Here is a 26,655-nt window from a genome sequence, read left to right as displayed (position 1 = left end):
GCAGGATCCCCACGAGCTTTGTACCGGCTTGGAAGCGCATCTCCTTCGCTTGGACCCTCGGCGGCGAGTGCGCAGCGCGCGAGCAGCAGGGGTCGCAATGTCAATGACAACAATGAGGGATCTGGCGTTGCCGACTCAACCGGTGTCCGATGACAACAAGGTTCTTCTCGCATGGGATGGACGTCTTGATAACCGATCGAGTATTGCAGCGGCCTGTGAATGGCATGACGAGGGGGTCGAAGACGCTCCGTTAGTGGCGAAGGCATATTCAGCCCTAGGGCCGGCGCTGTGGTCGCGTCTCATAGGTGACTACGCACTAGCCTGTTGGGATCCGGTAACCAGACAATTATATCTGGCGCGAGATCCGTTCGGCACCCGACCATTATATTATTACATTGACGATTCGATGGCGATTTGGTGTTCGGAATTAAGTTATTTCGTAGAGCATTTCGGAGGCGCCCCAGAACTTGATAAGGAATACCTCGCCAGCTATCTCCTGGCGACTGAAGACCATGGCAAGACTCCTTACCGTGGTATTTTTGCCATACGGCCCGGTCATGTCACGTGCATTAGCGAGCAAAATGTGAGTCACCGCCGTTTCTGGAGTGCTGAGTCATGCGACGAGGTAAGATTGGAAAGCGACGCCGATTATGAGGCTCGCTTTCGAGAGTTGTTCACTCAAAGCGTGGAGCGACGATTAACAATGCCCGGCGTGTCGATCGCCGAGCTAAGTGGCGGCTTGGATTCTTCGTCCATTGTCTGCGTCGCCGATCAGTTATCTGGAGTGCTGGGGAAGGACGTCGGGAAAATCGCAACCGTCTCTTACCTTTACGACGGATCGCGAACATCGGACGAGCGACGGTTCATCAGGGAAGTCGAGCAGTTCCGAGAAGCGAGGACGCTCTTTCTCGAAGATCACAATATAGTGCGGCTGTCTCCGTCAATGGCATTCCGACCGAGCTGTCTCGAGCTCTTTCACGATATGTTTGCAGGATTGCAGAGAACTCTCGAATCGCTGGGCGCTTCGAGCCTGTTATCTGGCTTCGGAGGGGATCAAGTAACCCTGAACGAGGAGGTCCTTTGCCCGGACCTAATTTCTCTGATGAAGCGAGGGAAACCGTTCGCAGCTTTCCGCGCAGCCAAAAACTGGGCTAATGCGCACAAAGCCACCACGATGGAGTTGCTCTGGACAGGCCTGGTCGGGCCGCTGATGTCTATTTGCCTACGGAGACCGCAAATACCTAGCACCATTTTCCCGAGGTCGTGGATGGGCCCTGTTCTAGTGGAGCGCCTGGGGCGACCGGAGCGTGGAGTGAACAGGCAGCCCGCTGGACTACTATTCGACGTTGTGCGCGGACAACAACGTAAACTGCTTGATGAGGCGATTTCCTTTACGTCCCAATGCTATTACCGCGAGCAAGGATGTTGTGATGTTAGCTATCCATTCCTAGACAGATGCCTTGTCGAATTCCTAATCGGCATTCCGGCCGGCCAAAAACTTCGCCCGACCGAATCCCGATCCATTCATCGCCGGGCCATGAAAGGCGTTTTGCCGGAGGCCATACGATTACGTAAAAGCAAACAAGGTCCGGATGAGTCACTATTGCGGGGTCTGTCCCGTACTTGGTCCGACTTAGTGCACATGTTTAGCGATGCCGAAGTCTCCAAACTGGGCTACATCCACGGAGAATCATTCCTCCGCGAACTCTTTCGAGCAAAACATGGACTCTGCAGTGCAACGCCGTCATTGCTGCGCGTCCTTTCGTTGGAATTTTGGCTGCGCGGGCGCGAACGGCGCTCGACCGACAGAACCAAGTCGGCGTTAGACGCGTTTTCGTCAGGCGGATGCCGAGACCTAAACGGGCTAAGTCTCCGCCCTCGGATAGATTTATCAAACGACGACCGAAAGGAGGTGAAACACAATTGAAATACGAAACACCAGAGATTGTCGAAATCGGCCAGGCGGAAGAACTCGTAATGGGCGCCGGGGGGGCGTTCGCTGATTGCTGCACTTGCAGCAGCAGAAAACTTCCGGACATAGACTCCGACGACGACACCATTTAAGTAGTCGCTTATCGAACGATGACCGAAAGGAGGTGAAACACAATTGAAATACGAAGCACCTGAGATTGTCGAGATCGGCCAGGCAGAAGAACTCGTAATGGGAGCTGGCGGACCGTTCTCTGACTGCTGCAATTGCAGCGGCAGGAAGGATCCGAACATAGACTCCGACGACGACACCGTCTAGGCAGTGGCTGTCACAGCTGGTGCAGAGCGTAGCTAACTCTGCATCAGTTGTTCTCAACGCATTTGACCTAGCCGTGCTATGGGTATCTGAAGTTTATTCAAAGCGGTTCAGTTTATTCAAAATGTTCAACGACATTAAGTGGCTAATTGGTAACGCTCGCCGTTACTTGCCACTATACATTCTAAGTCTTTTCTACACGACTGGCAGCGGCCTCATCAGCTTAGTTGATCCACTGCTGATGCGATGGGTTATTGATAGGGTCATCCCGGGAAGGGACGCTACAGCGTTGGCGGCGGCGGGCTGTGGATTTCTTCTAGCATATGGCGGCAGACTGTTTTTCGGGGTCCAAGGCGCAAAAGTCGGAACCGAGGCGGCGCAACGGCTGGCGGTGCGCCTTCGATTCAAGACGTTGCGACATCTTCAGCGCCAATCGAGTGCGTACCATGATAATACGCCGCCGGGCCAGCTCGTTTTCCGACTTGAACAGGACGTGGAGCAAATCGGCCGGGCGGGTGAAGATCTGTTTTCCTCCTCATTTCGATCGACAATCTTCCTTGTGCTCAACTTAGCGGCAATGTTCATGCTGAACGCGAGGCTTGCCGTAATTTGTTTGCCATTAGCACCAGTCTTCGTCTTGGTGCGTTACCGTTATCGGCGTCTGGTTGCGACACAGTCAGACAATGTGCAAACCGCATCTGCTGCTCGAAGTTCGTTCCTCCAGGAACAAGTTCCAGCCATTGCGCAGTCGCAGCTTCTTTGTAACGAGCGCGCCCAAGCACGGCGTTTCTTGTTTTCAGCTCGCCGATCCATGATCGCGCAAATGAGCAGACGACGAACGGAGATGCTCTATTCCGGCCTTTCTCTTCTGGTAATGGGTGCGGGGATTGGTCTGATGCTTGTCGCTGGTGGCTTTCAAGTCATGTCTGGAATCTTGACGGTGGGTGGATTGGTAGCGTTTTGGGGCTATTTGATGAGGCTATTCGAGCCTATCGCCGGATTGATTGAGCTTGATACAAAGCTGCAACGGATACGCGTAAGCGTTCGGCGCGTCCGTGAAGTCTTGGAGACGCCAAGTGCGATTGAGAATCCCGTCTCGCCGATAACACTAGAGAGAATTGAAGCCGCAACCGTGCATTTTGAGAATGTTTCATTTACCTACCAGGACGGCAGGATCGGAATCGAGTCGGTGAGCTTCGCGGTAGATGCTGGGGAAAGAGTGGCGATCGTGGGAAGAACCGGCAGCGGCAAAAGTACAATCACGAGGCTCTTAGCACGGCTTTACGACGTTCAGAAAGGTTCGATCGAGGTCGACGGCTTCGACATTCGCTCCTTGGACCTACGCAGCCTGCGTTCCAGCGTGTTAGTCGTCCCCCAGGAGCCAATCCTTTTCGAGGGTTCTTTTCGCGACAATTTATTATGCGGGCGTTCGGCGATCACTCCCAGAAAATTGGAGCATGCCGTCGAGGTCGCGGAGCTTGTGCCCGTTTTGTCCGCTTTGCGGGGGGGGTGGAACGAGCAGTTAGGTCCGAGAGCCACAAAACTCTCGGGTGGGGAACGTCAGCGCGTGGCTCTCGCGAGAGCCATTCTGCGAGAACCACGCATGTTGGTGCTGGACGAGTCTACTTCTGCGCTGGATGCTTCGACCGAAGAGCGCGTTTTAAGAAACCTCACTGACCTGGCAGGGCCGGCGACGTTGCTGTTCGTGACCCATAACCCTGTCGTGATGAAGTCGGTAGATCGCATAATTTTCATGACCGGTGGTCGGCTGGTCGATGAGGGCTCGCACCGCGAAGTGAGCCTACGAAATGAAATGTACCGGAACATATGCGAAAGTAACCTTGTCGAAAGGCGAAAGGCTTCATCGTCCGGAGTTGAACAAGAATTGACGTTGATCCGCGCGTCCAGGCCTCTTTCCTGCATCTTGTCCTAGGCTAGGTAGCCAGCTACATTAAGCTTGATCTCGCAATCAATGTCATTTGCAGGTCCGAACGCTGGGATCTACGACGTCTGCATTATCGGCTCCGGGGCCGCGGGTGGAATGTCAGCGAAACTCCTCACCGAGGCCGGCCTTGATGTAGTGTTGTTGGAGGCAGGCCCCTCTATCAACCCTGAAGTTGATTTCAAACAGCACATGTGGGTGTACGAACTTCCGCGCCGTGGTCTGTCGAAAGGAGGGGACGGTGACGATTTATATCCGCCCCAAACTGGCTTTACGATTCCAGGAGAACCGTATACCCGTAGCCGGCGCAAGCCCTTTAATTGGTTTCGAGCTCGCGGAGTGGGCGGTCGAACGAACCACTGGGGCCAAGGCGTGGCCCGTTTTCAGCCGCATGACTTTATTGGTCGGTCACTTGACGGGCATGGTGAAGACTGGCCGATTACTTACGAAGACTTGTCGCCCTACTACGACAGGGTCGAAGATCTTATTGGGGTATTCGGAGCGGGTAACATGCCTCCACCTAAACCGAGGTGTACTGAGCTTTTTGTCGGAAAGGCCTGCCAGAAAGTCGGAATTCCGTGCGTGCCGTGCACTGCCTCTATTCTAACTCAGCCGCATCGCGGGCGGCCTGCCTGCCACTATTGCGGCCAATGTTATCGAGGCTGCAAATCGAATTCGTGCTTTAGCTCGGCCCAGGTCTTGATTCCATCGGCGTTGGCAACCGGCCGCTTAACCTTGATCACCAACGCTATGGCACGGGAGCTACTCGTGAGTAGCGACGCGCGAATTCGGGCGGTGTCGTACATCGACAAGCAGAGCTATTCTGAGCGACAGGTGCGAGCGCGGGTCGTTGTCTTAGCGGCGGGCACCTGCGAATCTACGCGACTCCTGTTAAACTCGAGGTCAACGATATTTCCCGATGGTGTTGCAAATTCCTCTGGGGTCGTTGGCCGTTACCTTCGCGATTCTGTGGTGAGTAGAGCCGCGGGGTTTTTCCCACAACTAACAAGAGTTCCGCCTCACAATCACGATGGAACGGGGAGACCCCACCTTTGGATTCCCTGGTGGAAAGCTGGAGCCAAGAACGATTTCTTGCGCGGATATCACATTCTCTTCAATGGAGGAAGAAACGTGCCCCTCGTAAGCGCATTCGCCCTTGAGGTCGAAAGACACGAGGGTTACGGGATTGAATTGAAGCGTCGTTGCCGCGATGTTTATGGCTGCTACATTAATTTCATAGCAGCGGGCGAGATGATTTCGAACGATGAAAGTTATTGCGAGATCAACAACAACCTCATGGACCGTTGGGGGATTCCGACACTCCGTTTTCAATTCGCTTTGGGGGACAATGAGTTCAAGATGATAGACGATATGCAGCGTTCGTTCCGCGCTATCGTGGAGGCGGGAGGCGGTACCTGCATTCCCGATCCTGGGGAATTAGTCGGCAATCCTGGCGGGGAGGGGTTTCAGGAGCAGGGTACGATTAGGATGGGCCGTGATCCAAGAGCCGCTGCCTTGAACGGCTTTTGCCAGGCTCATGACGTAAAAAATCTGTTTGTAATGGATGCGAGTTCTTTCGTTTCGAGTTCTGACAAGCCGGTTACGTTAACGATTCTCGCCCTGGCTTGGCGTGCTTCGGAGTTCTTGCTTAACCAGGTGAAAAGAGGGTATCTCTAGTTTATGACTGAGTCGGGCCCGCGCCTTAGTGGATTTGAACCGTCTATTCCTTCTGTGGGGACGACAAGCCACGAGTCAAAACCGGAGCAACTCGACGAGCATCAGCTGCGGACCTTGCGGGTACTCTGCGACCTTATCATCCCACCGGACGCGGACTCGCCCGGGGCTGTAGAGGCTGGCGCACCAGAGTTTATCAGTTTACTTGCGAGCGAAAAGGCTTCAATCGGTTTATGTATTTCAGGCGGACTTCGATGGCTCGATTCCATCTATTCCATGCGCCACGGTCGCGTTTTCGCGAACTGTTCCGAGGCGGAACAACACGAGGTCCTGGACATCCTCGCGCATCGGGAAAAGGCCGCTCGCTACCCGGCGCTTCAGCCTGGTTTTCCCTTTTTCGCTCTAATCCGTCGACTCACGCTCGATGGGTTTTTTACGAGCGCAATTGGATACCAGTATCTGCGGTACATGGGCAACGACTACGTGTCATCCTTCGAAGGATGCCCACCAGTTCCTGAACCGTAAGAGCTGCCGCTGTTTCCCTTTAGATGTCAATGAACGGTTTTCTTCGCGATCTTTTCTACAGCGCGAGACTTGTTGCGAAGAGTCCTACATTTACGATCGCAGTGGTTCTTTCCCTTGCGATTGGAATCGGTGCGAACGCTGCGATCTTTAGCTTGCTTAATGGAGTATTGCTGAAGCCACTCCCCTTCGAAGATTCCGGAAGGCTTGTCGTTTTATGGGAAAAACCCTCAAGGCAACGCGAACTTCTCTGGGATGTGTCTGGACCGAATTATAAGGACTGGGTCGAGCAAGCCCGAGTCTTTGACGGCTTATCCGCTTCAACCGCTGCGACAGAGGCTACCTTGGCCACCAATTATGGCGCCGAGCGCATTGGGGTGCGGAGTGTAAGCGGCAGTTTGTTTTCGATATTGCGACTTAAGCCCCGGCTTGGTCGTTGGTTTGTCGAGGATGAATTGGGAACGGAAGAACGATCCGTCGCAATTATCGGCGATGCTTTATGGAAGAGGCATTTTGCTTCACGTCACGATGTGATCGGCCAAAAAATTACGGTCGACCGAGAAACCTACAATATCGTCGGGGTAGCCCCGCCGATTTTCGAATCCTTCGGTTTTCGGACAGCAGATGTCATTCTTCCGCTTCGTTTTAACTCAAAGGAGATGCAGAACCGCGATCTGCATCTTCTTACTGTCATCGGCAGATTGAAATCGGCAGTCACCCTTGCGGAGACTCAAGCCCAAATGAATAACATTGCCGCACAGCTCGCGAAGATTTATCCGGGCGTGAATGGCGTTCCTGAGGTTAAGATGACAGATTTGCTGGAGACACGGATTGGAGGATATCGAGGCCTTCTAGTCATACTCCAAGCGGCGATCGTTTTCGTTCTGCTCATTGCCTGTACAAACGTAGCCAGCCTTCTCTTGGCGAGGTGGACAGGCCGCCAACAAGAGTTGGCGATTCGGGCGGCGCTAGGCGCGACCCGCTGGAGCATCCTGCGTCTTTCGGCAAGCGAAAGTATCATTCTTGTATTCGGTGGTACGGTTCTCGGCATCTGGATCGCGGATGGGTTTCGGCGGGCTGTTTTGTCCGTTGCCCCGGCTGATATCCCGCGTCTGGCTGAGGTGCGAATTGATACGAGTGTATTGTTCGGCATCGCAGCGCTTTCGGCAGGCATGGCCATATTTTTTGCCATCGTGCCTTTACTCTTTTCGGGCGGAATTCAAATCAACGACTGGCTGCGCCAGAGTGACCGGTCCGGCGGCGCTGGCTTGGGACGGCAGCGACTGAGAGGTTTCCTTGTTACTTCCCAGGTAGTGCTAACCGTGGTTTTATTATCAGGCGCCGGCCTCTTAATTCGGAGCCTTTGGCGGTTACAACAGACTGATATCGGCTTCCAGTCTGGGAATCTGCTCAGCTTTCATCTTTTTCCGCAGGGCCCTCGATATAAGACAGGTGACCAGATCGCCACCTTTTATGCCATGGTCTTCGACCGCCTCAAGAATACCCCCGGTATAGGCGAGGTGGCCGCGGTCAGCCACTTGCCATTTACTTCGGGAGCAATGGGAAATCGCATAACTCAACCAGGTCGAGCACAGAATACCGGCGAGCAAATGGACGCTCAAACCGTCCTTGTGACTCCGGAATATTTTCGCACACTCGGAGTCCGAATCACCCTCGGCAGATCGTTTACCGTTACGGACGTCCAGGGAGCGCCGCCCGTAATCATGATTAACGAACATCTCGGGCGTCAACTTTTCCCATCAGAGTCTCCCATAGGCAAGCAACTCGAGATCGAACCGGCCGAGCGCCTCGATCCGGATAATGTGGAGCCGCGCGTTGCGCAAATCGTGGGAGTTGTCGCCAGCGGCAAACAGTGGGATGTCACCGAGCAGCCTCACAACGTCGTGTATATTCCTTTCGCGCAAAGCCCGGTGCCGTCCATGTTTGTAGTGGCCGAGACGCGCACTAAATCGCCGGGCTTGGCAGATCGTGTGCGCGACGCCATTTTGAAGCTGGATCCGAGTCAGCCGGTTTATGATATGGAAATGATGGCAGAACGCATTCGCGCGTCACAACTGGCACGAAGGTTCAATGGGACATTGCTGGTACTTTTTGCCATGTTCGCTTTGGTCGCGACGGCCGTCGGAATCTACGGGACGCTTGCATTTTGGGTGGCTCAGCGTACCCGAGAGATCGCTTTGCGAATGGCGATTGGCGCTAATCGACAGCAAGTAATGTCGCTCGTCTTCCGGAAAGTCGCCGGTCTATTACTTGTCGGCTTTCTCGTCGGACTTCCCGCATCCGTGGGACTTGTGCGTGTTGTTCGGTCGGCCGTTTACCAAGGCCAGCCTTCGGATGACATATTCTACGGAGTAGCCGCCTTTGATCCTCTGACAATGTGCTCCGTACTCGTTGTACTCATCGGGTCGGCTGCATTGGCAACTATCATTCCTGCATGGCGTGCGACCAGAATCGATCCGGCGCGGATGCTACAGGCTGAATAAATGAATTCGAGCGCGTGCGAATGTAAGTCTGGCGCTGCCAGGGCCGAAATCTGCGGAGAGAGACTTAAGGAATCTTATCCTTATCCATTGTCTTGATACCTTTGCTTGCTTCAATCTCAACCTGCGAAACTGGTTCAATCGATATGCCTTGCAGCAATGTTCGCGCAGTCGGAACAAAATTTTCTGCCGCAAGTCCCAACAACATGCTTGTACGCTGTTCGCTATTCGTCTGATCGCAATGGGCCCACGCGGCCGGCCAGTTTCGAGCATTATAGAAGCGCCAGAACAGTCTATTCCGGAGCTCCTCTCCGTCCGCGGACCGATATTGTTCGCCAAGGGTGTTTCCGCGCAGGTTCACGAATCCAAACTCTTGGTTGCGATCGAGAAAATTGTTTTTGTCTAAAGGATTAAAACCCCCGCCGGCAAGTTGAAACCAATCCTTGGATGGCTCATGGTCGATAGTTTGGTTTGGGTAGAAATACTGGAGATAATCGGCCGGGCGAAGATCGACTTTCCGAATATCTCTTCCCGCACTGAGCCACAAAGTCTTCCGATCCGCACCGAAGGCAATCGAGCTGCAACCCTTGATGAGGAATTGACGGACAAATCCTGACTTCACTCCGCACGGCCATAACATCAACCCCATTTCATTTGAGCTGCTCCCGAGATATGTTCCGTCCTCGTTGAACGCGACGGCATCGACCGAACCGGACTGCTCGTGATGAACGCGAGATCCAAAAGAGGATTCATTCAGGTCATAGGTAAATACTCCGGCCCCGTTCGTCCCGACGGCCAGTTGATCCCCGCGCGGGTTAATGGCTAGCGCTAAAATCGAGTAAGTCGGCACTTGCTCGCCCCGCAAGATTTCACCATTGGAAGCATCAGCCAGGAACAAATTGCCGCGCGGATCTGCTTTGGCTTTGGGACCGAAGAGGGCGCCACGCGCCTTTCCAGCGCTCGACGAAAAGATGAGTCGCTTTCCATCGGGACTGAAGGCGATCGTTTCGACGAAGAGCACTTCTGACGTCTCCCAGATCGGCCTCTGCAAATTGGCTGTATCCCAGAGGCGGACGCCCTCCCAACCCGCGGTCGCAACATGCCGCCCGGACGGCGATATCGCGACCGCTTTTACCAACCTGTGTCGTGGCGTCCACGTGGCAATCTTTTCCATGTCTGTCGTTCGCCAAAGTTCACAACGTCCTGCGGTTTCATCGGGCTCGACACTTTGACCGTCCCCAGGAAGATCGTTCCCTCCCAGTACGAGCAGATCTGCTTGTGCATTGTATGCCCATGAACTCGCTAAACCGACAGCACTAAGTTGCCGTCCGGTGATGCCTCCTGTCTCTTCCCCCACCACGTTGATCATGGTGCCGCCATTGTGCATAGTGATCGCGATGGTGGGATGGTGGGAGTCTCCGGCGAGCAGACCGCGGACATGAGATCCAAAGGTGACGTTGTCACTCGCAATCTCCCAGGCCTTGACGGTGCCGTCGTCTGAACTGGATAGCAGGTACGACCCGTCAGGCGAAAACTCAATCCGATTCACCGCATCTGAGTGAGCTAATAAATCGGCGACGGCTTGATTGATTGTCGTGTCCCAAAGACGAATTTTCCCGGATTTCGTTCCGGCGGCAAAAAAGTGTCCGTCGATACTATAGGCCAAGGAGGTAATCGGCGTTCCGTCTACCTCTTTGGTAGGGTAAGTCTTGGGCGTGGGGGAGCAGCCGTAAAAACGAATCTTTCCATCCAGTCCCCCACTCGCTACCGTGTCTCCGACTGGGCTGAAGACGATTGCATTGACCGCCTCCTTGTCGCCCTCAAAGCCAAAGAGTTTTTGCCCAGTTTCCGGATCGATAATCAAAATCTTATGGTCGGGCTCATCCGGATCCAGAAGAAGAACCTTCTGGTCGGTCCCCGCGCGCGCCGCGGATATGGCACATGCAAGCCGGCGACCGCCGGGACTAAAGCTCAAGGCCGTGATCGTCTGGGGAAGGTTTATTTTGGCATCCAGAGCGCGAAATTCCGGATCGTTGCGGGCTCCAATTTCGTATTGCCGATCAACTTCGTGCAGCGAAGCAAGCTTGCGAATTTCGATCCGGCCGCAAGTGAATCCTACGGCGACCTCCGCAGTGTCGGGATTGACGGCCATGGCGAATGCCTGACCCGGTCGCAATTGAAACGATTCCTGGATTGGCTCGGGGTGCCCTAGCTGGATTCGCACCAGCAGCCCGGCGCGGTCCAGTGCCAGCAACACGCCGCTCTTGCCCAAGAATGTAACCCGGCGGTACTCGCTATTCCAATGGGGAGACGCGGCGGACTGCTTGATAGAGCCATTTGCCGAATCCCACACTTCGATCGTTCCATCCGTGCCAGCGCTCGCGAAAATGCTCCCATCTGGGGAAAATGCCACATCGTACACAGGACCGCCGTGACCGTGCGCATATCGGGCGTCCAAGCGGCCCGACGGCAGCTGCCAGGCAGTAATGGTTCCAAAGGTGGATCCACCGTAAAGCAATTGATCGTCCTTTGAGAACCAAAACGACGAGACCGGACCTCTCCCAGGAAAGCGCTGCAAAGGACCAAGACATTTCTTCGCAGGCAGATCCCAAAGCATCGCTTTCCCTAAACGAGAATCGGGAGTTGGCCGTGAAACGGCGAAGCGCCCGGACGGGCTGACAAAACAACTGAAACCATCGCCCCACGGTTCGGATGGTGCGATGCGCTCGGTCGCTCCGCGTATGTCAGTTATATAGCAGCTACCGTCATTTCCTACAAGAAACAGGCGCTCTGTCCGGCCACACCAACTAAAAGCCTTTACGCCAGTATCGGCAATGGACGGTAGGTGAGGAAAGATTTTTCCTGTTGCGACATCGTAAACGGTCACTTTTCCGTCCGACTTTACGGCAACATAATCCCCCGTGGGACTAAGCAGGCCGGACTGTGGAAGATTCGTTTGAGGTAGTCTAATGATCTGAAGCCGATTCCCAGTGCTCTTCTCCCAAATTTCCACCGTGTCTTTTCCGGTTATGCTTAACCGTCGCCCGTGCTCGTCCAGCGACAAATACATATCTCGTAGTCCGCCCGCTAACGACTGAATGGGAAACCAAGTATCCGCATTGAAAATGGCAATTTGTCCATCGTGGCTGCAGACAGCCCAAACCTTCTCATCCAAGCTTGCGCAGGCATGGCTGACGTCACCCTCGAACCGACGGGCTCCTTCCATCGTGTTTGTCTTCAAGTTCCAAATACGCGAATATCCGGAGGCATCCAGAGAGAACAGGCGCGATCCGGGCAACGACTGAAGCAGCGTAATGGAATTCGCGTGCTGTCGGACAAGCGGACTCGACCAGATGAGAACCGGCGCGGCCAGGTTCCAACCGGCCAAACGCAAAGCGTCTTGATATTCGTCTGGGGTGGCATCCGGACTTAGAAGCTGGGGAAAGCGCTTGCTCCGTTCGCCAACAGGACCCGTTGTTGGAAAACCAACGGCACGAGACGCATAAATCGGCAGCAATGGATAAGTGCCAACTCCACCGCTGATGGATTGTTTAGCCCGCTCAAGATAAAATCTGCCCTCGCCCACGCGAGCGATATTGCGTTCAAGAAGCGCCAGGTTCCGCTGCTTTTGGGAATATCCTGCCGCGAACAATGCGCAGAGGCTCAGCCCCAGCAAAAGTGCAATCGTTACTTTTAGGATTCGCAATCTTTTCGTATTTTGATGGACGAATCTGAAGTTCCGCTTTAGTTCAAGCAGAACCGACTCAGACGGAGTCTCAAGGGGACCCGCAACAATCTCAGGAATCCGCAATCTCTCGGCGAACAGCAACCGGTACAAGCGGTGCTCGCTCGGCAGTTGGGAATAGGTCTCGTTTATATTAATCGTGACAACTCGCCTATGAGGCCTCCTCGCTACAAAATAGGTGACTTCGTCATAAACCGGTTCCGAAGATAAAGCGCCTGGGCTCAGCACGACAATTAGCATCGTGCTGCGTCGTAATGCTTGCGCTCCTTGGATTGTCCATGAGGCACCTTTTTCGAAATCCCGCGAGTCGATAAAGCACCGCAAGTCTGGCTCCAATCCGCGTACTATCGCTTCAGCGTACGCGTGCGAGTCTTTCCAGCTGTGGCACACAAAGTAGTCGTATCCGAAAGCAAAATCCCAAATGCTTTCGACCAACGTGCTTCGGCTCTCTGACAGTGGCAAAGGAAGAGGGGAGTTAATTATTGCGCTGGACTAGGGATATCCAACGCAGAGGCAGAACTCCAGCAAAAATGTGTTTGGGTGAGATCAGAACCGGTCCCACGTAGGGGCGCTAGCGCGCCCCAACAAGTTTCCTGGCTTTCGTAATCTGTGTATTATTTTGCCGAATGGAACCGCGACCAAGGCGGCGTATTTCGAGGTCGACGCAGCCCGTTAAAACGCACAGTTGGGTGCAGTAGACGTGAATGCTCAATAAACTTGCTCTAGACAGTGCGTTGCGCTTAAGGGTACACGAGTGTAAGTGCATTTGCCTGCCCCCCCTCTGGATGCTACTTTCTCCAAAAGCACCTTCAAACTGGTCCCTCTCACCACACAACATCAGAGGGTCTACAAAAGACACAACAAATTGCGGCCCCCATTCATTTATCTATGAATCTCTCAGGGAATGAGCCGCTCCAGATTATGCTTTTAATTGATGCCTCCGAAAAAGTAGTGTGTGAACACCGATCTCTCCGCCCGCCGGTTCCTCGACCTTTTTCCGGCAACAGAGCGCTCCGATGGGCGATGGAGCCACACGACCATCGCGCGAGTCTCTCTCCGAGGACGAACGCTTGACTGCGAAGATGCAGCGCCGGGTATTTTTGAGTTATGCCGCGGCAGATACGGGTGAAGCCATCGCACTTCGTGACGCTTTAGAAGCCTATGACATCCATTGTTTCTTCGCCCCGCGCGACATAGGATTGGGCACAAAGTTTGCTGGCGCGATTACCGACGCGATCGCACGATCGAGCGCTCTGGTGTATTTCTAAAGCGCATCAGATTGAAAACGCAAATACTTGAATCGAACCGACCCAGCGATCTCCCAGGCCGACGATACGATTCGACTATTGCCGAGACTCTGTGAACCTTGCAGGGTGAAGGCCACCGATGTCCGTTGATGCTCACGAGAATGTCGGAATTGTCGCCGTACGGGCCTGTTGGATTTTTCCAGTAATATCTCCTTCTAGATGACCGAATCCGCCGTCTTCTATTCGCCGTGTAGTGAAGCCTTTCTAGTACTCTGCTGGTTGATTAACGTTTATCTGGTTGTCCGTCTATGGCGCGTTAAACGCGCCGATCCTATCGGTCGCAAGCTGATTTGGTCGGTAATTCTCGTGCTGCTTCCGATTTTGGGCCTCATTTTCTATGCGGGCTTTTATCAGGCACCCAAGCCATGTTCCCACGAGAAAGACGATAGTAGCGGGCTCATTGGATAACGATCCTCCCTCCGGGACAGATAAGAATTCATGTCGAAATAGTTTTGTCTTAATGAAGAATACGAAGCCCTTTCGCGGTCCCACGTCAATGGGCATTGATCCTGAGTCTCGAGACGCTCTTGCAGGGCAATTCCTTTAGCTAAGGACGCGTTCGATAATTAGAGATAAACCGGGGAGGAAGTTGAGGGCAAAATGTAATAGTATGATCATCCAGAGACCCGTCCAAAATGAGATGTGCCGGCAGTAAGCATAAGTCGCTGCGATTATGAACAGGCCGGGGGCAACCGCGATCGCCGAAAACCAATAGAGTCTGCCGTGCATTAAACAACTCACGCCGACAGAAGCAGCCACTTGGATACACACCTTGAATCCAAACCGGCGCACCAGCTCGATAATGCCGATCATTATGAGTGATTCGATAACCGGAGCAAGAAGCAAAACTTCGAGTAGCGGGCGGCCATCGAAGCCCGGCCGCACATAGTGCGCAACATCATTTTGCGGATCGACGCGAATCTCCCAAAGACCGCCAAGCGCAATCAATTGACTCGCGATACCCCCCAGGGCGACCGCATAGCAATACATCGCGAATAGAAAAACAAATCTTGATTCGCTTCGTGGAACGAATCTCTTAAGCCAAGAGCTGCCACTGGCGATACTTTCTACACGGTCGTCTGGCGACGCATTAAGTGGAGCGCCATTGGACAGTCGCCAATCCACGGGGGAGTCGGTGGGGTCAGGCCCTTTTCCTTGCATTTTGTCAGCCATACTCATCTGCAGACCGCAACGGTTGCTCAACCGACCATGCAATCCTGCGAACTCGACGGGATCTGTAGCTAGAAAGATCGACCTTACGCGTCCAATGCAAAATGAAGGTTCGCTGACCGACGTTATTCCTGCCTCATGGTTCAGCGGGTGGGTGAAATCCTTCGCCCGCCTCAGGGCCTGGAAAGGAGGCCCAGCCCGGATTGATTTCTTCCCAGCCGCCGCCGCCGGTGGAAATCAGAGCGCTACCCAGCCCCCTAATTGGAATACCGTGGAAGTATAAAGTTCCACGGAAGGCAAAAGAATCTCCCAAATGCCAGCGGAGTATGACACGCCCGTTCACAGCAATTTCCCCGATTCCCGGCCCGCGGTCTAGTGCATAGGCACTTACCGTACTAATCGCCTCCGCGATTCCTACCTCCAAGGAGGGAACTGTGTGCATTGGTGCTACAGAGCTAAGCCGAGTTAGAAAACTCATATTCACATTTGGCCCGCCGGCGTTCACATCACCTCTGTACTTGTACTTTGGACCGAAGAATTCCAGGCCCTCTCTGAGTTCTATCCCCAAATTCCGAAGGATGGTCTCTACCAACGCGGCATTGTAGTATATCATTGAGCCGTCTGGCTGCATGGTGTTTCGTATCCCGTTTTGGTCTAACTGTGGGCGGGTATTAGGCCAATTCGTAACGGGCCCACGCCCGGGAAAGAGGAGGGGCGCCGGGCCAACGGGGCCAGCGGGAATCGGCTGGAGCCCGCTATCGTCATAAAAGTTCACTGGATCATTCCCGCAATAGCGATACAGGTTTGTGTCGCCGCCGTCGAAACCCGACGGATCCTCGCTCATGAAGCGTCCCAAACCGGGATGATAGGCCCGAGCGCGATTTTCATAGAACCCGAAGCGAGACACCCATTCGCGTCCTGCGAAAAGAATATTGTTGTTAATGTGTGTTGCCGCGACGTCGAACGGATTCCCCTCTTTATCAAAGCTAATGAAATGAGGCGTGCCAAAGGCCTCGTACCAATATTTCTCCAACAGCCGTCCGTTCGCTCCCGTTACCGCGATGGTGCTGCCGAGTCGATCCTGTATCGGGAACTGCGGCTGACCGTTGTTATCACGCGCGATAATCTCATCCAGCCCCAATCCATATAGCGAGCGTCCCCTTACAATTCCGGCGCCGTCATATTCAATGATCGACCGGGCACCATCATAGATAAAATACTTCGTGTCCTGGTTCGGGCCTTGGTTCATCTTTCGCTTAACAGTGCGGCCTAACGCGTCGTAGCCGAGCTGGTAGAGGTCTCCTCCGGCTGACACTGGTGCCGCTACTACCGCGAGGCGCGTGTCGCCACGATACGCGTAGCCCGCGTTATCGTAGGAAATGATCTCGTGTTGCGGCCCGTTACTCACGGCGCCGCCTGGGGTTTGAATATACTGGTTGAGTGGCTGTGGGTTCAGCACGTACGGCGCGCCCTGCTCCGATAAGCGATTTCCCGCAAAGTCATAAACAAAGGTTGGGACAGTCTGTGGGCTTTCAATTTCGCCATGCTCATTTACATGCAAGCCATATTGGGGGAGGGTTAGCTCGCCCGTGAAATCGTAGACAAAGGTGTCGACCAGTCCCGGTTCCTCCTCGCGGTATGTGTAACTGAGTCGTCCCATCGAATCGTACCCGTGGTGAAGATGTGACAAGGTGTCGTTCCCTGACAGGATGGCTTCTTGGGTAGGCCGGTTCAGTTCGTCCGGCGCAAAGGAAAGCGTTGTGCCATTAGTGTAATTCACACGGGCGGTCACGTTGGAGGCGGGATCGTAGGAATATTTGTAGCTTCCTTCATTGCCAGGAGTAACGTTTGGTTCCGTAATCCATTCAAGACGTCCAAGTCCGTCGTATGTGTAATCATACGAGTAAATAGGCAAGACGGAGAGGTTCTTGGGCCTTCCATCATCGTCATATCTATATTCCACCGTGGCCTGCGGGCCCGCCGCTGCAACAGCTTGCTCGTCCTCACCGGAGGTTTCGCTTACGTCGTTCACATCGTCGCCGTTTATGACCCCGTCAGTATTTACGTCCGATCGGAAATTGCTAGACTCAATATGCTGATTCTCCTGTTCCTCTACTTGCAAAACATCATCTTTGTTGATCGCGCCGTCCCCGGTGATGTCGCCGGTTAAAATATGCATTGGAACGATCAATTCTCCCGTTGTCGTGCCATTGGATAGTCCAAAAACCTTCACAGTTAACACTTGGGCGTTGCTGACATCCGTCAGATTAACGGTTACAGTATTCCCATTCGCCGACGTGTTCGCCACCGAACCAATTCCTGAATTGACTGAGGCGCCACCTACCGTTACAGACTCCGCAAAAGTTAGAACTATCGTGTACGCCGGGCCATTGCGACACTCGATTCCGGGATCGCCGGTTAGAGGCAGAGCAATGTCGAAAGCGCCAGCATCTCCGTGGGCTTTTCGAGAAGCGATAGCTATCGGAGCAATTGTGATCGCGGCGGGATTCGAGGTGGCAGCAAGAACTTGTCGTTCCCAGTTCATGCGTCCCGACCTCTGGTCGTAGTCCCGAGTAATCGTTGAGTTCGGATTGACCGCCCATGTCAATTGGCTCGCGTCGTTATAGCCGAAGTCGCTAAAATCAACGCCATTGCTCCATCGCATATGCTCCAATCGGTTTCGATCGTCGTAAGTGAATGTCTGTGTCGGCAAGCCGATAGTCGGCCGCTTTGTCATGTTTTCGTTGCCGTCATACTCCCAACCTTGCAAAATCGCACCATTGGGATATTTCATTAACGATTTCAAGTCGCGTCCATCGTAGCCGAATTCAGTGGTCTGATCTTTGGGATCTTTTACTTTCCAAACTCGACCTGACGGAAAATATTGGAAGGTTGAGATGCGATGGCGTTGTCCGTCCTGACTGATCAAGTCATGCGTCCAAAGGCGATTCATTGCGTCGTACTCACGATGAATTTTAGTTTGGTCCGCCTGTAGGATATCGCGCACATTGCCAACGGGATCGTAAAACCATTCTGTGATATACCGGGCAGGACCAGATTCAGTTGTTACTTCTGGGCTGGTGACTTTTTTCCGGCGATTACGCTGATCGTACTCAAGGTGTGTTTGGTAGGTCCGAGGATCGGTTACAAACTCTAGATTGCCCACTGGATCAAAATCGTAATGCGTAGTGGCGGCGTCGCTGCTTCCTGCCCCTTCAGTTGTTTCAATCCGCCGGAAATTTTCGTCGTAGCGGTGCGTGGTCATAATTCCTTCAGCACTCGTTATCTTACTAACTGCCGACGACGTGTGGCGATAACTGGGCGAAGTGGGGACATGAACATTCGCGCTCGGGTCGTATTCATAACTCATGACTCCAGATCGATTGTTTGGCAAAGGAAGCGTAACGGTAATAAGACGATTGTAGGCGTCGTAGGAAAAACTGGTCCTCTGCCGCAACTCGTTTTCCTGCCAGAGCTTATTACCCCGGGAGTCGTAGCCAAACGAAACGTAACTGTTGTCTGGGTGTATGATTTTCGAAATTAAGCCCCGCCCGGCAATCGCCGTGCCATTTGACCTCTCGTATTCGTAGATAGTTGTCTTTTGTCGCAAATCGGTGACGGATTTGAGTCGATCTTGCCATGGATCACCCAACGGATAGTAGGTTAGTGTTGTCTGTGGGGCACCCACCGTAAGCTCCATCGTCCCGTTCGCCGTCGGAGCTGAACGATGTTCTAGCAAGCCGCGAGGATCGTATCTCACGTGCTCGAAGTATCCATTCTTCCGTTCATATCTCGTTACCTGCCCGAAGCCGTTATACTGAAATCCTTCGTGTCCGCCGTCAGGGTAATCAATGTCGGAAACCCGCCGGCTGGACGTGTCACGCCTGTAAAAGGTCTGCTTTTCGCGTTCATTAGTCGTGCTCATCACATAATACCCACCGGGATTCGAGTCGTATTCGATTATCTGTTTTTTCGGGACTGGCGGGCTGCCGTTCGCGTTATCATCCGAGGGTGTCAAAGGAAATGTCACCTCGGTCATATGCCCTGTAACTGAATCGCGGACGAAGTCGGTTTGATTCTGCCGCGCATCCTTGACGTAACGGATAAAACCAGTAGCTCCGCTTGTGAAGTGCTCTTGCGAAAACGTATTCGTGTTCGGAGTCGCCTTGAAATCAGTCCAGCTCTTCAGGAGCCCACCCTGGTAGGTGAAGGTGCGCGAGGGCCCATCGCCGCGAGTTTCGATTCTTTTGTTCGAATTCGCGGGATCGATTGCGAGGCTGGAGACTTTGGGGCCGGGGTTTACCGGATAGTTTCCATCGAAGTAGCGCTCGCTCTCGATGAACCCATGGGGGCGATCGCTGGCGAAATCGTACACGATCCGGTTCATCGCCCCGGAATATATTGGATCGTCACAACTTCTTATAAGGGGCGGCTTGGGAGGATTCGCGAAGATCTCATTGCTGGCCTGATAGGTATATTTGGCGGTGAGCGACGAATCACCGAAATAGACCACATTGTCCAGGACGGTTGTGCCGTCGTTGAAGCTGGAATAGTGGTACTGCACGGTTCTTCCCACAATTACAGTCGGGAGGCTGCGGGCCCATTCTTCCACCCGGTCGATCGTACTATCAGAGTTGTAATATAGTTTGAGGCTTCGGCCGGCCGGCTCGGTGATGGTGTCGATCTTGCCGTTATTCCACGCAATCGTGGTTTCCTGGCCGTAGGGGTTAATGATCCCGGTGACGGCGTAAGTGTAACCCGTATGATAGATAGTATTTCCAACAGGAATGCAGAGTGGGGCCGGAGGAGAGTTGTGCGTGGTGACGTTAAACTTAATCCGACTACCATCGGACAGAATAAGAGAACACGTAACGACATCCGCCTCGGGAAATTCCAGGCCGCTCATACGATCGCCAATACCCGTCGTCGCGCTCGATCCATCCGCGTGAAACGTCACTTTTCTGCCGTCGGGATATGTCACGGTGTAGCTGGATGGCGGCATAACGTAGCAGGGATCATCCCCGATGACTTGCGTCGCGGGGCTAGTGACTTCCCATTGGTAGTTGTGACGCCAGGCGCCTCCTTTTCCGAATGGATAGTAGAGCGCGCTGGTGGCTGGACCGAGGTTGGTCCGGCTGTTCATCGTGCGAATGAAGGCGAGCGGCGTCACCGCACCCGTAACGGAGATATCCACCAGAGAACGGCGGGCATTTCCAGTCAGCGGATCGTAATTACAACCGGTCTGGACGGAGCCGTTAAACTGCCCGGAGGCGCCGGTCGGGTTACCGTAATCAGGCTCATCGGCGCGCAAAATGCCTATGAAGGTGATAAAACTTACGGCAGAAAGGGAAAGGGCGAGTCGGTAAACGAATGGGGTTTTCATAAGGTTCCTAAGTGTGCCAGGACTGGGGAATCGCGGAGAGCTTTCCCCTGTATTTGAAACGGATTCGAATCTTTTGCGTCGAATCTGAACGCGGGGATTTCACGGCTGGGATTTAAGCCAGGCGGCGAATGCCTTGGCAAGAGATATTGTCTTTTTTTTAATGACCCCTCTGCGTGCAGCGAGGTTCCGCCAGGACCCCGGTCGGTTGGAGTCACCCGCAAACCGGTCGCGAGGCCCGATGTCGCCTGCGAACTTCTATTCGCAGATGTCCATCAAATTGAACCTTGGCGACCGGTGTTAACGGACATCATAAATCTCGACGAGACCGATCCCAGTACCGCCGTTCTTGCCGCCCAAGATAGCCGTAAAACCTCCCGGCCATAACGCGGCGTAGATGCCGGACTCGGCTGCGTTGGTGGGTGCAAGATTAAGGGCGATCAACTGCGAGGCCGAAACAGCGTCGTCCTGCCAGTTGTCGTTTGAAACTAGGAGGGATCCATTACTGTCGCGCAGTTCAATTGTTGGATCAGCCAGGACGGGATCTAAACCAAACTGAGTGAGCGACGGTCCAATCCCGCGGATAACCACATGAGTAATATTGGCACCGCCAAGAATGAACCCGCCGATCATGACATTGCTGCCGGTGCGGACAAAGCCGCGCGTACTGATATTGGCCAGCCTTGATCCGCTGCCGGACTGAGTATCGTAAATTTCCACCAGCCCGACTCCAGTTCCTCCGTTTTTGCCTCCGAGGATGGCGGTATAAGCGGCAGGCGACACGGAAGCGACGATGCCCGACTCATTTGGATTTTGCAGGGCGAGACCCAGAGTGGTTAGTTGAGCCGCTTGCGAGGCATCGTCCTGCCAATTGTCATTTTGTTGCACCATGGCGCCAGTGCTGTCCCGCAAATCGAGGACGGGATCAGCTAGTGGGTCTGGCACGCCGAATTGAGACAGGGAAGGGCCAATCCCCCGCAAGGCCACCTTCTTGGATGCAGTGCCGGCCACGATAAAGCCTCCAATAAGCACGTTGTTATCGGTTTCCACTCGCATCCGGGTCGAGATATTCAATGCTTGGACCGGGGCATATTGCGTCACAAAAAATTGCTGCCCGCCGTGAAGACTGCTTCCTCGTGTCAAGTCCTGCGAAAAAAAAGTCGGCGCATAAATACGACTTCCGACCAGAAGTTGCCCGGATGAATCCAGAAACAGATCATCCGCATAGCTAAAGATCACACTATTCAGCAAAGCGCCAGTTGTCGCATTGACCCGCATGATTCTGTCAGAAAATCCAGTGTATCCGAGATGGGTCACAAAAAGGATGTTCGTTGCCGGGTTGTATTCGACCCCGCGAATGTCGTAGAAAAAATTGCCGGTGCCGGTGAGTTGAATACGCCTCACGAATGCGCCGTTGGTGGTGATTTCATCGACATAAATTGCCGAGGCAACGAGCAGGTGGCCATTTGGCAGCGGCTTCACGTCGACGATTTGCTCTTCCGTGTAGATCGCCGTCCCGGATGACGGATCCCCTAGCAGAAATCTTGTTAACTTATTCTGTCCGCAAACGTAGAGATATTGATTGTCCATCGCAATTTTCCCATAGGAAAGATTACCGGCGACATAAACCGAACCTGCATAGCTCGCCGCTACGTTGCCGTCGCTCTCCAACGCAAGAACGACAAAGCCAGAAGGACCCCGGGACAAAGTCGCATAAAGGCGTCCGTCTGCGCCGAAGGCCAGTCCTTTCACCTCTTCGCCCCAGGCAGATGGGACCGTGTATGAACCCACGACAGTTCCGACTGAATCATATTCAGTAATGACTCGGGAAGACTCGTTCGAGCTGTAGTAGTGGCCTGGAACGAAAGCAAAGGCCGCGGGCGCCATTGGCCAAACTGGTTCGGGCGTGCCGTCGCCGAAACCTTCAAATGAACGAAAAAGGACATTCCCAGCATGATCCACGATGCGCCCACGCCGGGCGTTACTATTTGGCGCCGGGACCGCAGCAGGATTGGACGGCTCCAGCACAGGCGCCTCTGCATCGAGCTCGTCTGCAACCTGCCCAGGAACCTGGCTGAAGGCGATAAGCGGGAGGATCGCGCCGCAGAAACAAGAGGCGAGCGAGCGGCGGACAATCACCAACATGTCTGATTTAATACCAAATGTTCTCATGAGGGAGGATCGGCGATTGATTATAGACCGAGATCAGTCAGGTTACACAAAATTCTCACCAGAGTGTAAGTCTTGCATGTGGAACCCAATCCGCTCTCGGCGAGAATCTCGGGCGGACTCGTTATGCCAGGATTTGTGCCAGATTGAGTTTGTCACAAAGGCCAGGTCTCAAGAGTTACGTCCCAGACAGATAATGCGCGGACCCCGAAAGGCTTTGCGGGCACGTTCAATCGCGATTGCGGTAATGGAGGCGCGGATGGGCGCTTAGCAGTGATTAGACAGTGTTGTCTGGCATGGGCCTGCAGGGGGCGACTGGAAGACGATTACCGGCGAGCAGGCTCTGATCAGTACGAATGAGATGGCTTCTTTGAAGATCTCGCGTAAAAGTGGCTTCGTTGGGCGGATGACCGATTCACTTATCTCAAAGCGCATGGCTCGATACGGGAATTGACCGAATATGACCCCATAGAGAAGCGATATATGCACACCGGCCCGCCACTCAGGCCTTGGACACAACCGCCCAATGACGTGGATTATTTTAGGAGGTCGAAAAACGAACTCGTGCGCGGCGCCATACTTTTTCCCTGCGAACGTGAGCGTTTGATGGCGAAGAGAACTCAACCGGCCTCCGCCATTATACGCGAGAAACCTGACGGCGCGCTTACGGACGACCTGCGCCCACGCCACGGTGATTCGGTTGATCGGCTATTCGACCTCGGGCCAAGACATTCCGTATCTTAGGAAGATTTTCTCCGACGCCCGCGAATGCGAGCGATGGGAAATCTACAGCCCCAAGACCTCGTTGGGGAATATCCGAGACCAGTTGATTACTATGTTGGACGTTCCAAAAGAAAAAATTTTTCTCGCTGAGCACAATTTTGGCAGAACGCGTCGCAACGGTTGACGCGATTGGATCCCGCCGGTCCGATATCTTCGTGCCGCGCGGATTGCAACTCCTTCCCAGCGGCCTTACCCTCCGCGCTTATGCTGAGCGCCGGAATCGTGGGTTTGCCGAATGTGGGGAAATCCACGCTGTTCAATGCTGTCACGCGCACCCGAAAAGCGCAGGCCGCCAATTATCCTTTCTGCACGATTGACCCGAATCTCGGCGTGGTCAGTGTCCCGGATTCCCGCCTTGAGGTCCTCTCGAAACTTTCGCATTCGCAAAAGATAATCCCGGCGGCGATCGAGTTCGTGGACATCGCGGGCCTCGTGAAGGGCGCCAGCGCCGGCGAAGGCCTCGGCAATCAGTTCCTGAGTCATATTCGCGAAGTAAACGCGATCGTGCAGGTGGTTCGATGTTTTGAGAACGCTGACATCCACCACGTCAGCGGGGCCATCGATCCGGTGCGCGACATTGAGGTGATCAACACGGAGCTCGTCCTGGCCGACCTGGCGTCACTCCAGAAACGGCATGATCGTTTGCAAAAGGAAGTGCGCGCCGGCTCGAAGACGGCCAAGGCGGAAGTCGCCGTCATCGACAAGCTCCTCCCCCACCTCGATTCCGGAAAACCGGCGCTCACTCTCGAACTGACGCCGGAAGAAAAGGAGATCGCGCGCGAGTTCTTTCTCCTGAGTTCGAAGCCGACGTTATTTGCCTGCAACGTCGCCGAATCCGATCTCGGCAGGGCAGAGAAGAATTCTTTCGTCGGCGCGGTCCAGGAATATGCCCGGAACCATTTTGCCACGGAAGCGGTGGTGATCAGCGCGCAAATCGAGAGCGAGCTGGTGGATTTGAGCGAAGCGGAGGCACAGGAATATCTGCGCGATCTCGGCGTCGAAGGCAGTGGGGTCAGCGCATTGATCCGGGCCGTTTACCATCTGTTAGGCCTGCGCACTTACCTGACCACAGGTGAAAAGGAAACGCGCGCCTGGACCATTCGGGAGGGCGACAAGGCCCCCGCGGCGGCCGGCGTCATTCACTCGGATTTCGAACGCGGCTTTATCGCGGCCGAGGTCGTTCATTACGACGACCTCGTCGGACTTGGTTCCCACGCGAAAGCGCGCGAATCCGGCAAGCTGCGGATCGAAGGGAAAGATTACGTCGTCAAAGACGGCGACGTGGTCGAATTCCGGTTCAACGTCTGATCCAACGATTATTCCGCGGCGTAGAGAATCCGGCCGCACTGCTCGCAGCTGACGATTTCCTTGCCGTTCTTCACCCGATGGGCGGTTTGGGTCGTCACCTTCATGTGGCAACCGGTGCAGACTTCGTGCTCCAGGGCGACGATCGCCGCGTCGCCTTTGCTGGCAAACAGCCGTTCAAAACGCCCGAGCAGGTCCTCCTCGATTTTGCCGGAAAGCTCCGTCCGCTCCGCGGTCAGTTCGTTCAAACGGCCCTCGAGCGTTTTCCCTTTCTCGTCCAGATCAGCCATTTGGCGGGCAATTGAATCCCGGATGCCGGAGGCCTTCTTTTCCTCCGCGGCCAATTCGGCCTTCGCCTTTTCGGCCTGATCCATCAGTTCGAGTTCCTGGTCCTCGATTGAGCGAATCTCGTTTTCGTAACGCTCGATCTCATTGCCCATGGCGCGAAACTCATCGTTCTTGCGCGTTTCGTATTGCTGGGTCTTCAGGCGATTGATGCTCTCCTGGCGGGTGCCCGCATCCAGCTCGAGCTTTTTCCGGTCCATTTCCAGATGCTGGGCCTTGCTCTTGAGAGCAGCAACCGCGGCCGCACTGGCTGCCAGCTGGGCCTCCAGACCCTGGCGCTGCTGCGGCATGGTCTTGATCTCGGCCTGGATTTGCCTGATCTTTTGCTGCCGTTCTTGAAGAACGAGCAATTGCTCCAGCTCCGTTTGCACGCGCGAATGTTATGGGCGGACGCAAGAGCCGTCAATCGCATCGGCGCGAAGGCCGGCAAGAGGCCATTCGCTCAATACGTCTCCACCGGCGAACGCTTGCCATCCTCAGGGCTGCGCCGGGCCGCCTCTTCTTCACCCAGGACCGCCACCCGCAGGTCCCAGATCTCGCGGTCGACTTCCCGGAACTTCGTTTCCGAAAAGGCGTCGGGCGCCGCCAGCTTCGTTTTTGTGCGAGCGACGTTATCGAGGGCACGCTGAATTTCGTCGGCCGGAAGTTTTCCAAGGACGGAATGGACCTCGTCGATGGCGGCAATGCGATGGCAGATCATGACCCAATCGTTGCCGGCCTCGATCGCCAACCGAATCGTATCTTCGAGGCCGTACTCGTTGAGGATCGCGCCCATATCCAGATCGTCGGTCATGATCAGGCCCTCGAACCGAAATTCGTCTCGCAACAGATTCGTGATGATCTCCCGCGAAAGCGAGGCGGGCCGTTTCGCCGAATTAAAGGTCGGATACCACCCGTGGCAGATCATCATGCTATCGACCGCGTTAGGGCCTCCGGCGAAGGCCCGGAAGACAGCCAGCTCCTCCCTGTCCAGCTCGGCACGGCTGCGCTCGATCTTCGGCAGATCGTGATGCGCGTCCACGGTTGCGGCCGAGTAACCGGGAAAATGTTTGCCGCAGCTCAGGATCCCCTGCTCGCGCATGGCCTCATTGAAAGCCCCGGCCAACCGCGCCACCTGCTCAACGTTCTTGCCGTAGCAACGGCCCCGGAGCGAATTATCCGCCTCGTCATCGAAGGAAATATCCAGGACCGGGCAGAGATCGAGGTTGAATCCGAAGAGCCGCAGAAGCCGACCGGTGATGTCCCCGTGCCGCTGGACGAGAGCAACGTCGTTGCGATCCCGCAATTGCTGGGCGTTTGGCGGCTCGTTGCCGATCAACCGGAGCCGGGAAACGCGGCCTCCCTCCTGGTCGATCGTGATGATCGGCTCGATATCGCTCAGGTCCCGCAGATCGTCGATCAGCTTCCGAAGCTGCGCCGCGCTTTGGATGTTGCGCCCAAAGAGAATGAAGCCGCCCGGCTGGATTCGCCGAAACAAGGCGGCGCTTTCGGAATCGAGTTCGTAGCCGGGAACGCCAGTGAGGATCAATTGACCGAGCGGAGCGCTTTTCACGAGGTCCACTTTACT

13 protein-coding genes are annotated in these 26,655 nt (G+C 54.5%); 7 read left to right on the top strand and 6 right to left on the bottom strand.

The window, feature by feature from the left end; translation table 11 throughout:
* Positions 1-112 precede the first annotated feature (112 nt).
* From VJU77_13810 to VJU77_13790, 5 genes are all read left to right on the top strand, one after another.
* A complete protein-coding gene (locus VJU77_13810; protein HKP04424.1) occupies positions 113-1,927 on the top strand; it encodes an asparagine synthase-related protein in 1,815 nt (604 codons plus the stop codon).
* Between the two features lie 180 nt (positions 1,928-2,107).
* Positions 2,108-2,248, top strand: coding sequence for a hypothetical protein (locus VJU77_13805; protein ID HKP04423.1), 141 nt, complete (start codon positions 2,108-2,110; stop codon positions 2,246-2,248).
* 121 nt (positions 2,249-2,369) lie between these two features.
* Entirely contained in the window at positions 2,370-4,178 is a 1,809-nt protein-coding gene (locus tag VJU77_13800; protein ID HKP04422.1) for an ABC transporter ATP-binding protein, read from the top strand.
* A gap of 1,140 nt (positions 4,179-5,318) precedes the next feature.
* A complete protein-coding gene (locus VJU77_13795; protein ID HKP04421.1) occupies positions 5,319-5,864 on the top strand; it encodes a GMC family oxidoreductase in 546 nt (181 codons plus the stop codon).
* A gap of 551 nt (positions 5,865-6,415) precedes the next feature.
* Positions 6,416-8,887: an ABC transporter permease gene (locus VJU77_13790; protein ID HKP04420.1), complete on the top strand. Its 2,472-nt coding sequence runs from the start codon at positions 6,416-6,418 to the stop codon at positions 8,885-8,887.
* A 64-nt stretch (positions 8,888-8,951) separates the two neighbouring features.
* Here VJU77_13790 and VJU77_13785 read toward each other — a convergent pair whose 3' ends face one another.
* On the bottom strand, positions 8,952-13,019 hold the full coding sequence (locus VJU77_13785) for a TIR domain-containing protein (GenBank protein ID HKP04419.1): 4,068 nt from the start codon (positions 13,017-13,019) through the stop codon (positions 8,952-8,954).
* A 626-nt stretch (positions 13,020-13,645) separates the two neighbouring features.
* On the opposite strand from VJU77_13785, the gene VJU77_13780 reads away from it, so the two are divergent.
* On the top strand, positions 13,646-13,897 hold the full coding sequence (locus VJU77_13780; GenBank protein ID HKP04418.1) for a toll/interleukin-1 receptor domain-containing protein: 252 nt from the start codon (positions 13,646-13,648) through the stop codon (positions 13,895-13,897).
* A gap of 582 nt (positions 13,898-14,479) precedes the next feature.
* Here VJU77_13780 and VJU77_13775 read toward each other — a convergent pair.
* From VJU77_13775 to VJU77_13765, 3 genes are all read right to left on the bottom strand, one after another.
* Positions 14,480-15,109: a hypothetical protein gene (locus tag VJU77_13775; GenBank protein HKP04417.1), complete on the bottom strand. Its 630-nt coding sequence runs from the start codon at positions 15,107-15,109 to the stop codon at positions 14,480-14,482.
* Between the two features lie 133 nt (positions 15,110-15,242).
* Positions 15,243-20,489 (bottom strand): RHS repeat-associated core domain-containing protein, encoded by a 5,247-nt coding sequence (locus VJU77_13770; protein ID HKP04416.1) that lies wholly within the window; start codon positions 20,487-20,489, stop codon positions 15,243-15,245.
* A gap of 297 nt (positions 20,490-20,786) precedes the next feature.
* On the bottom strand, positions 20,787-22,658 hold the full coding sequence (locus VJU77_13765) for a hypothetical protein (GenBank protein ID HKP04415.1): 1,872 nt from the start codon (positions 22,656-22,658) through the stop codon (positions 20,787-20,789).
* 984 nt (positions 22,659-23,642) lie between these two features.
* Here VJU77_13765 and ychF point away from each other — a divergent pair.
* Positions 23,643-24,746 carry a redox-regulated ATPase YchF gene (ychF, locus tag VJU77_13760; protein ID HKP04414.1) on the top strand — a complete coding sequence of 368 codons (1,104 nt, stop codon included), beginning with the start codon at positions 23,643-23,645 and terminating at the stop codon, positions 24,744-24,746.
* An 8-nt stretch (positions 24,747-24,754) separates the two neighbouring features.
* Here ychF and VJU77_13755 read toward each other — a convergent pair whose 3' ends face one another.
* Both VJU77_13755 and VJU77_13750 read right to left on the bottom strand, forming a co-directional pair.
* Positions 24,755-25,459 (bottom strand): C4-type zinc ribbon domain-containing protein, encoded by a 705-nt coding sequence (locus tag VJU77_13755; GenBank protein HKP04413.1) that lies wholly within the window; start codon positions 25,457-25,459, stop codon positions 24,755-24,757.
* A gap of 71 nt (positions 25,460-25,530) precedes the next feature.
* Entirely contained in the window at positions 25,531-26,640 is a 1,110-nt protein-coding gene (locus VJU77_13750; protein ID HKP04412.1) for a glycoside hydrolase family 3 N-terminal domain-containing protein, read from the bottom strand.
* Positions 26,641-26,655: the final 15 nt, after the last annotated feature.

It is taken from the genome of Chthoniobacterales bacterium, assembly GCA_035274845.1.
Taxonomy (GTDB): domain Bacteria; phylum Verrucomicrobiota; class Verrucomicrobiia; order Chthoniobacterales; family UBA10450; genus AV80.
Note: the sequence above shows the minus strand (reverse complement) of the source record. Positions and strands in the feature narration are given on the sequence as shown.

Coding starts and splice junctions, on each gene's coding strand:
- VJU77_13810 (HKP04424.1), top strand. CDS start 113: ATGAGGGATCTGGCGTTGCCGACTCAACCGGTGTCCGATGACAACAAG.
- VJU77_13800 (HKP04422.1), top strand. CDS start 2,370: ATGTTCAACGACATTAAGTGGCTAATTGGTAACGCTCGCCGTTACTTG.
- VJU77_13790 (HKP04420.1), top strand. CDS start 6,416: ATGAACGGTTTTCTTCGCGATCTTTTCTACAGCGCGAGACTTGTTGCG.
- VJU77_13780 (HKP04418.1), top strand. CDS start 13,646: ATGGGCGATGGAGCCACACGACCATCGCGCGAGTCTCTCTCCGAGGAC.
- VJU77_13775 (HKP04417.1), bottom strand. CDS start 15,109: ATGGCTGACAAAATGCAAGGAAAAGGGCCTGACCCCACCGACTCCCCC.
- VJU77_13770 (HKP04416.1), bottom strand. CDS start 20,489: ATGAAAACCCCATTCGTTTACCGACTCGCCCTTTCCCTTTCTGCCGTA.
- VJU77_13765 (HKP04415.1), bottom strand. CDS start 22,658: ATGAGAACATTTGGTATTAAATCAGACATGTTGGTGATTGTCCGCCGC.
- ychF (HKP04414.1), top strand. CDS start 23,643: ATGCTGAGCGCCGGAATCGTGGGTTTGCCGAATGTGGGGAAATCCACG.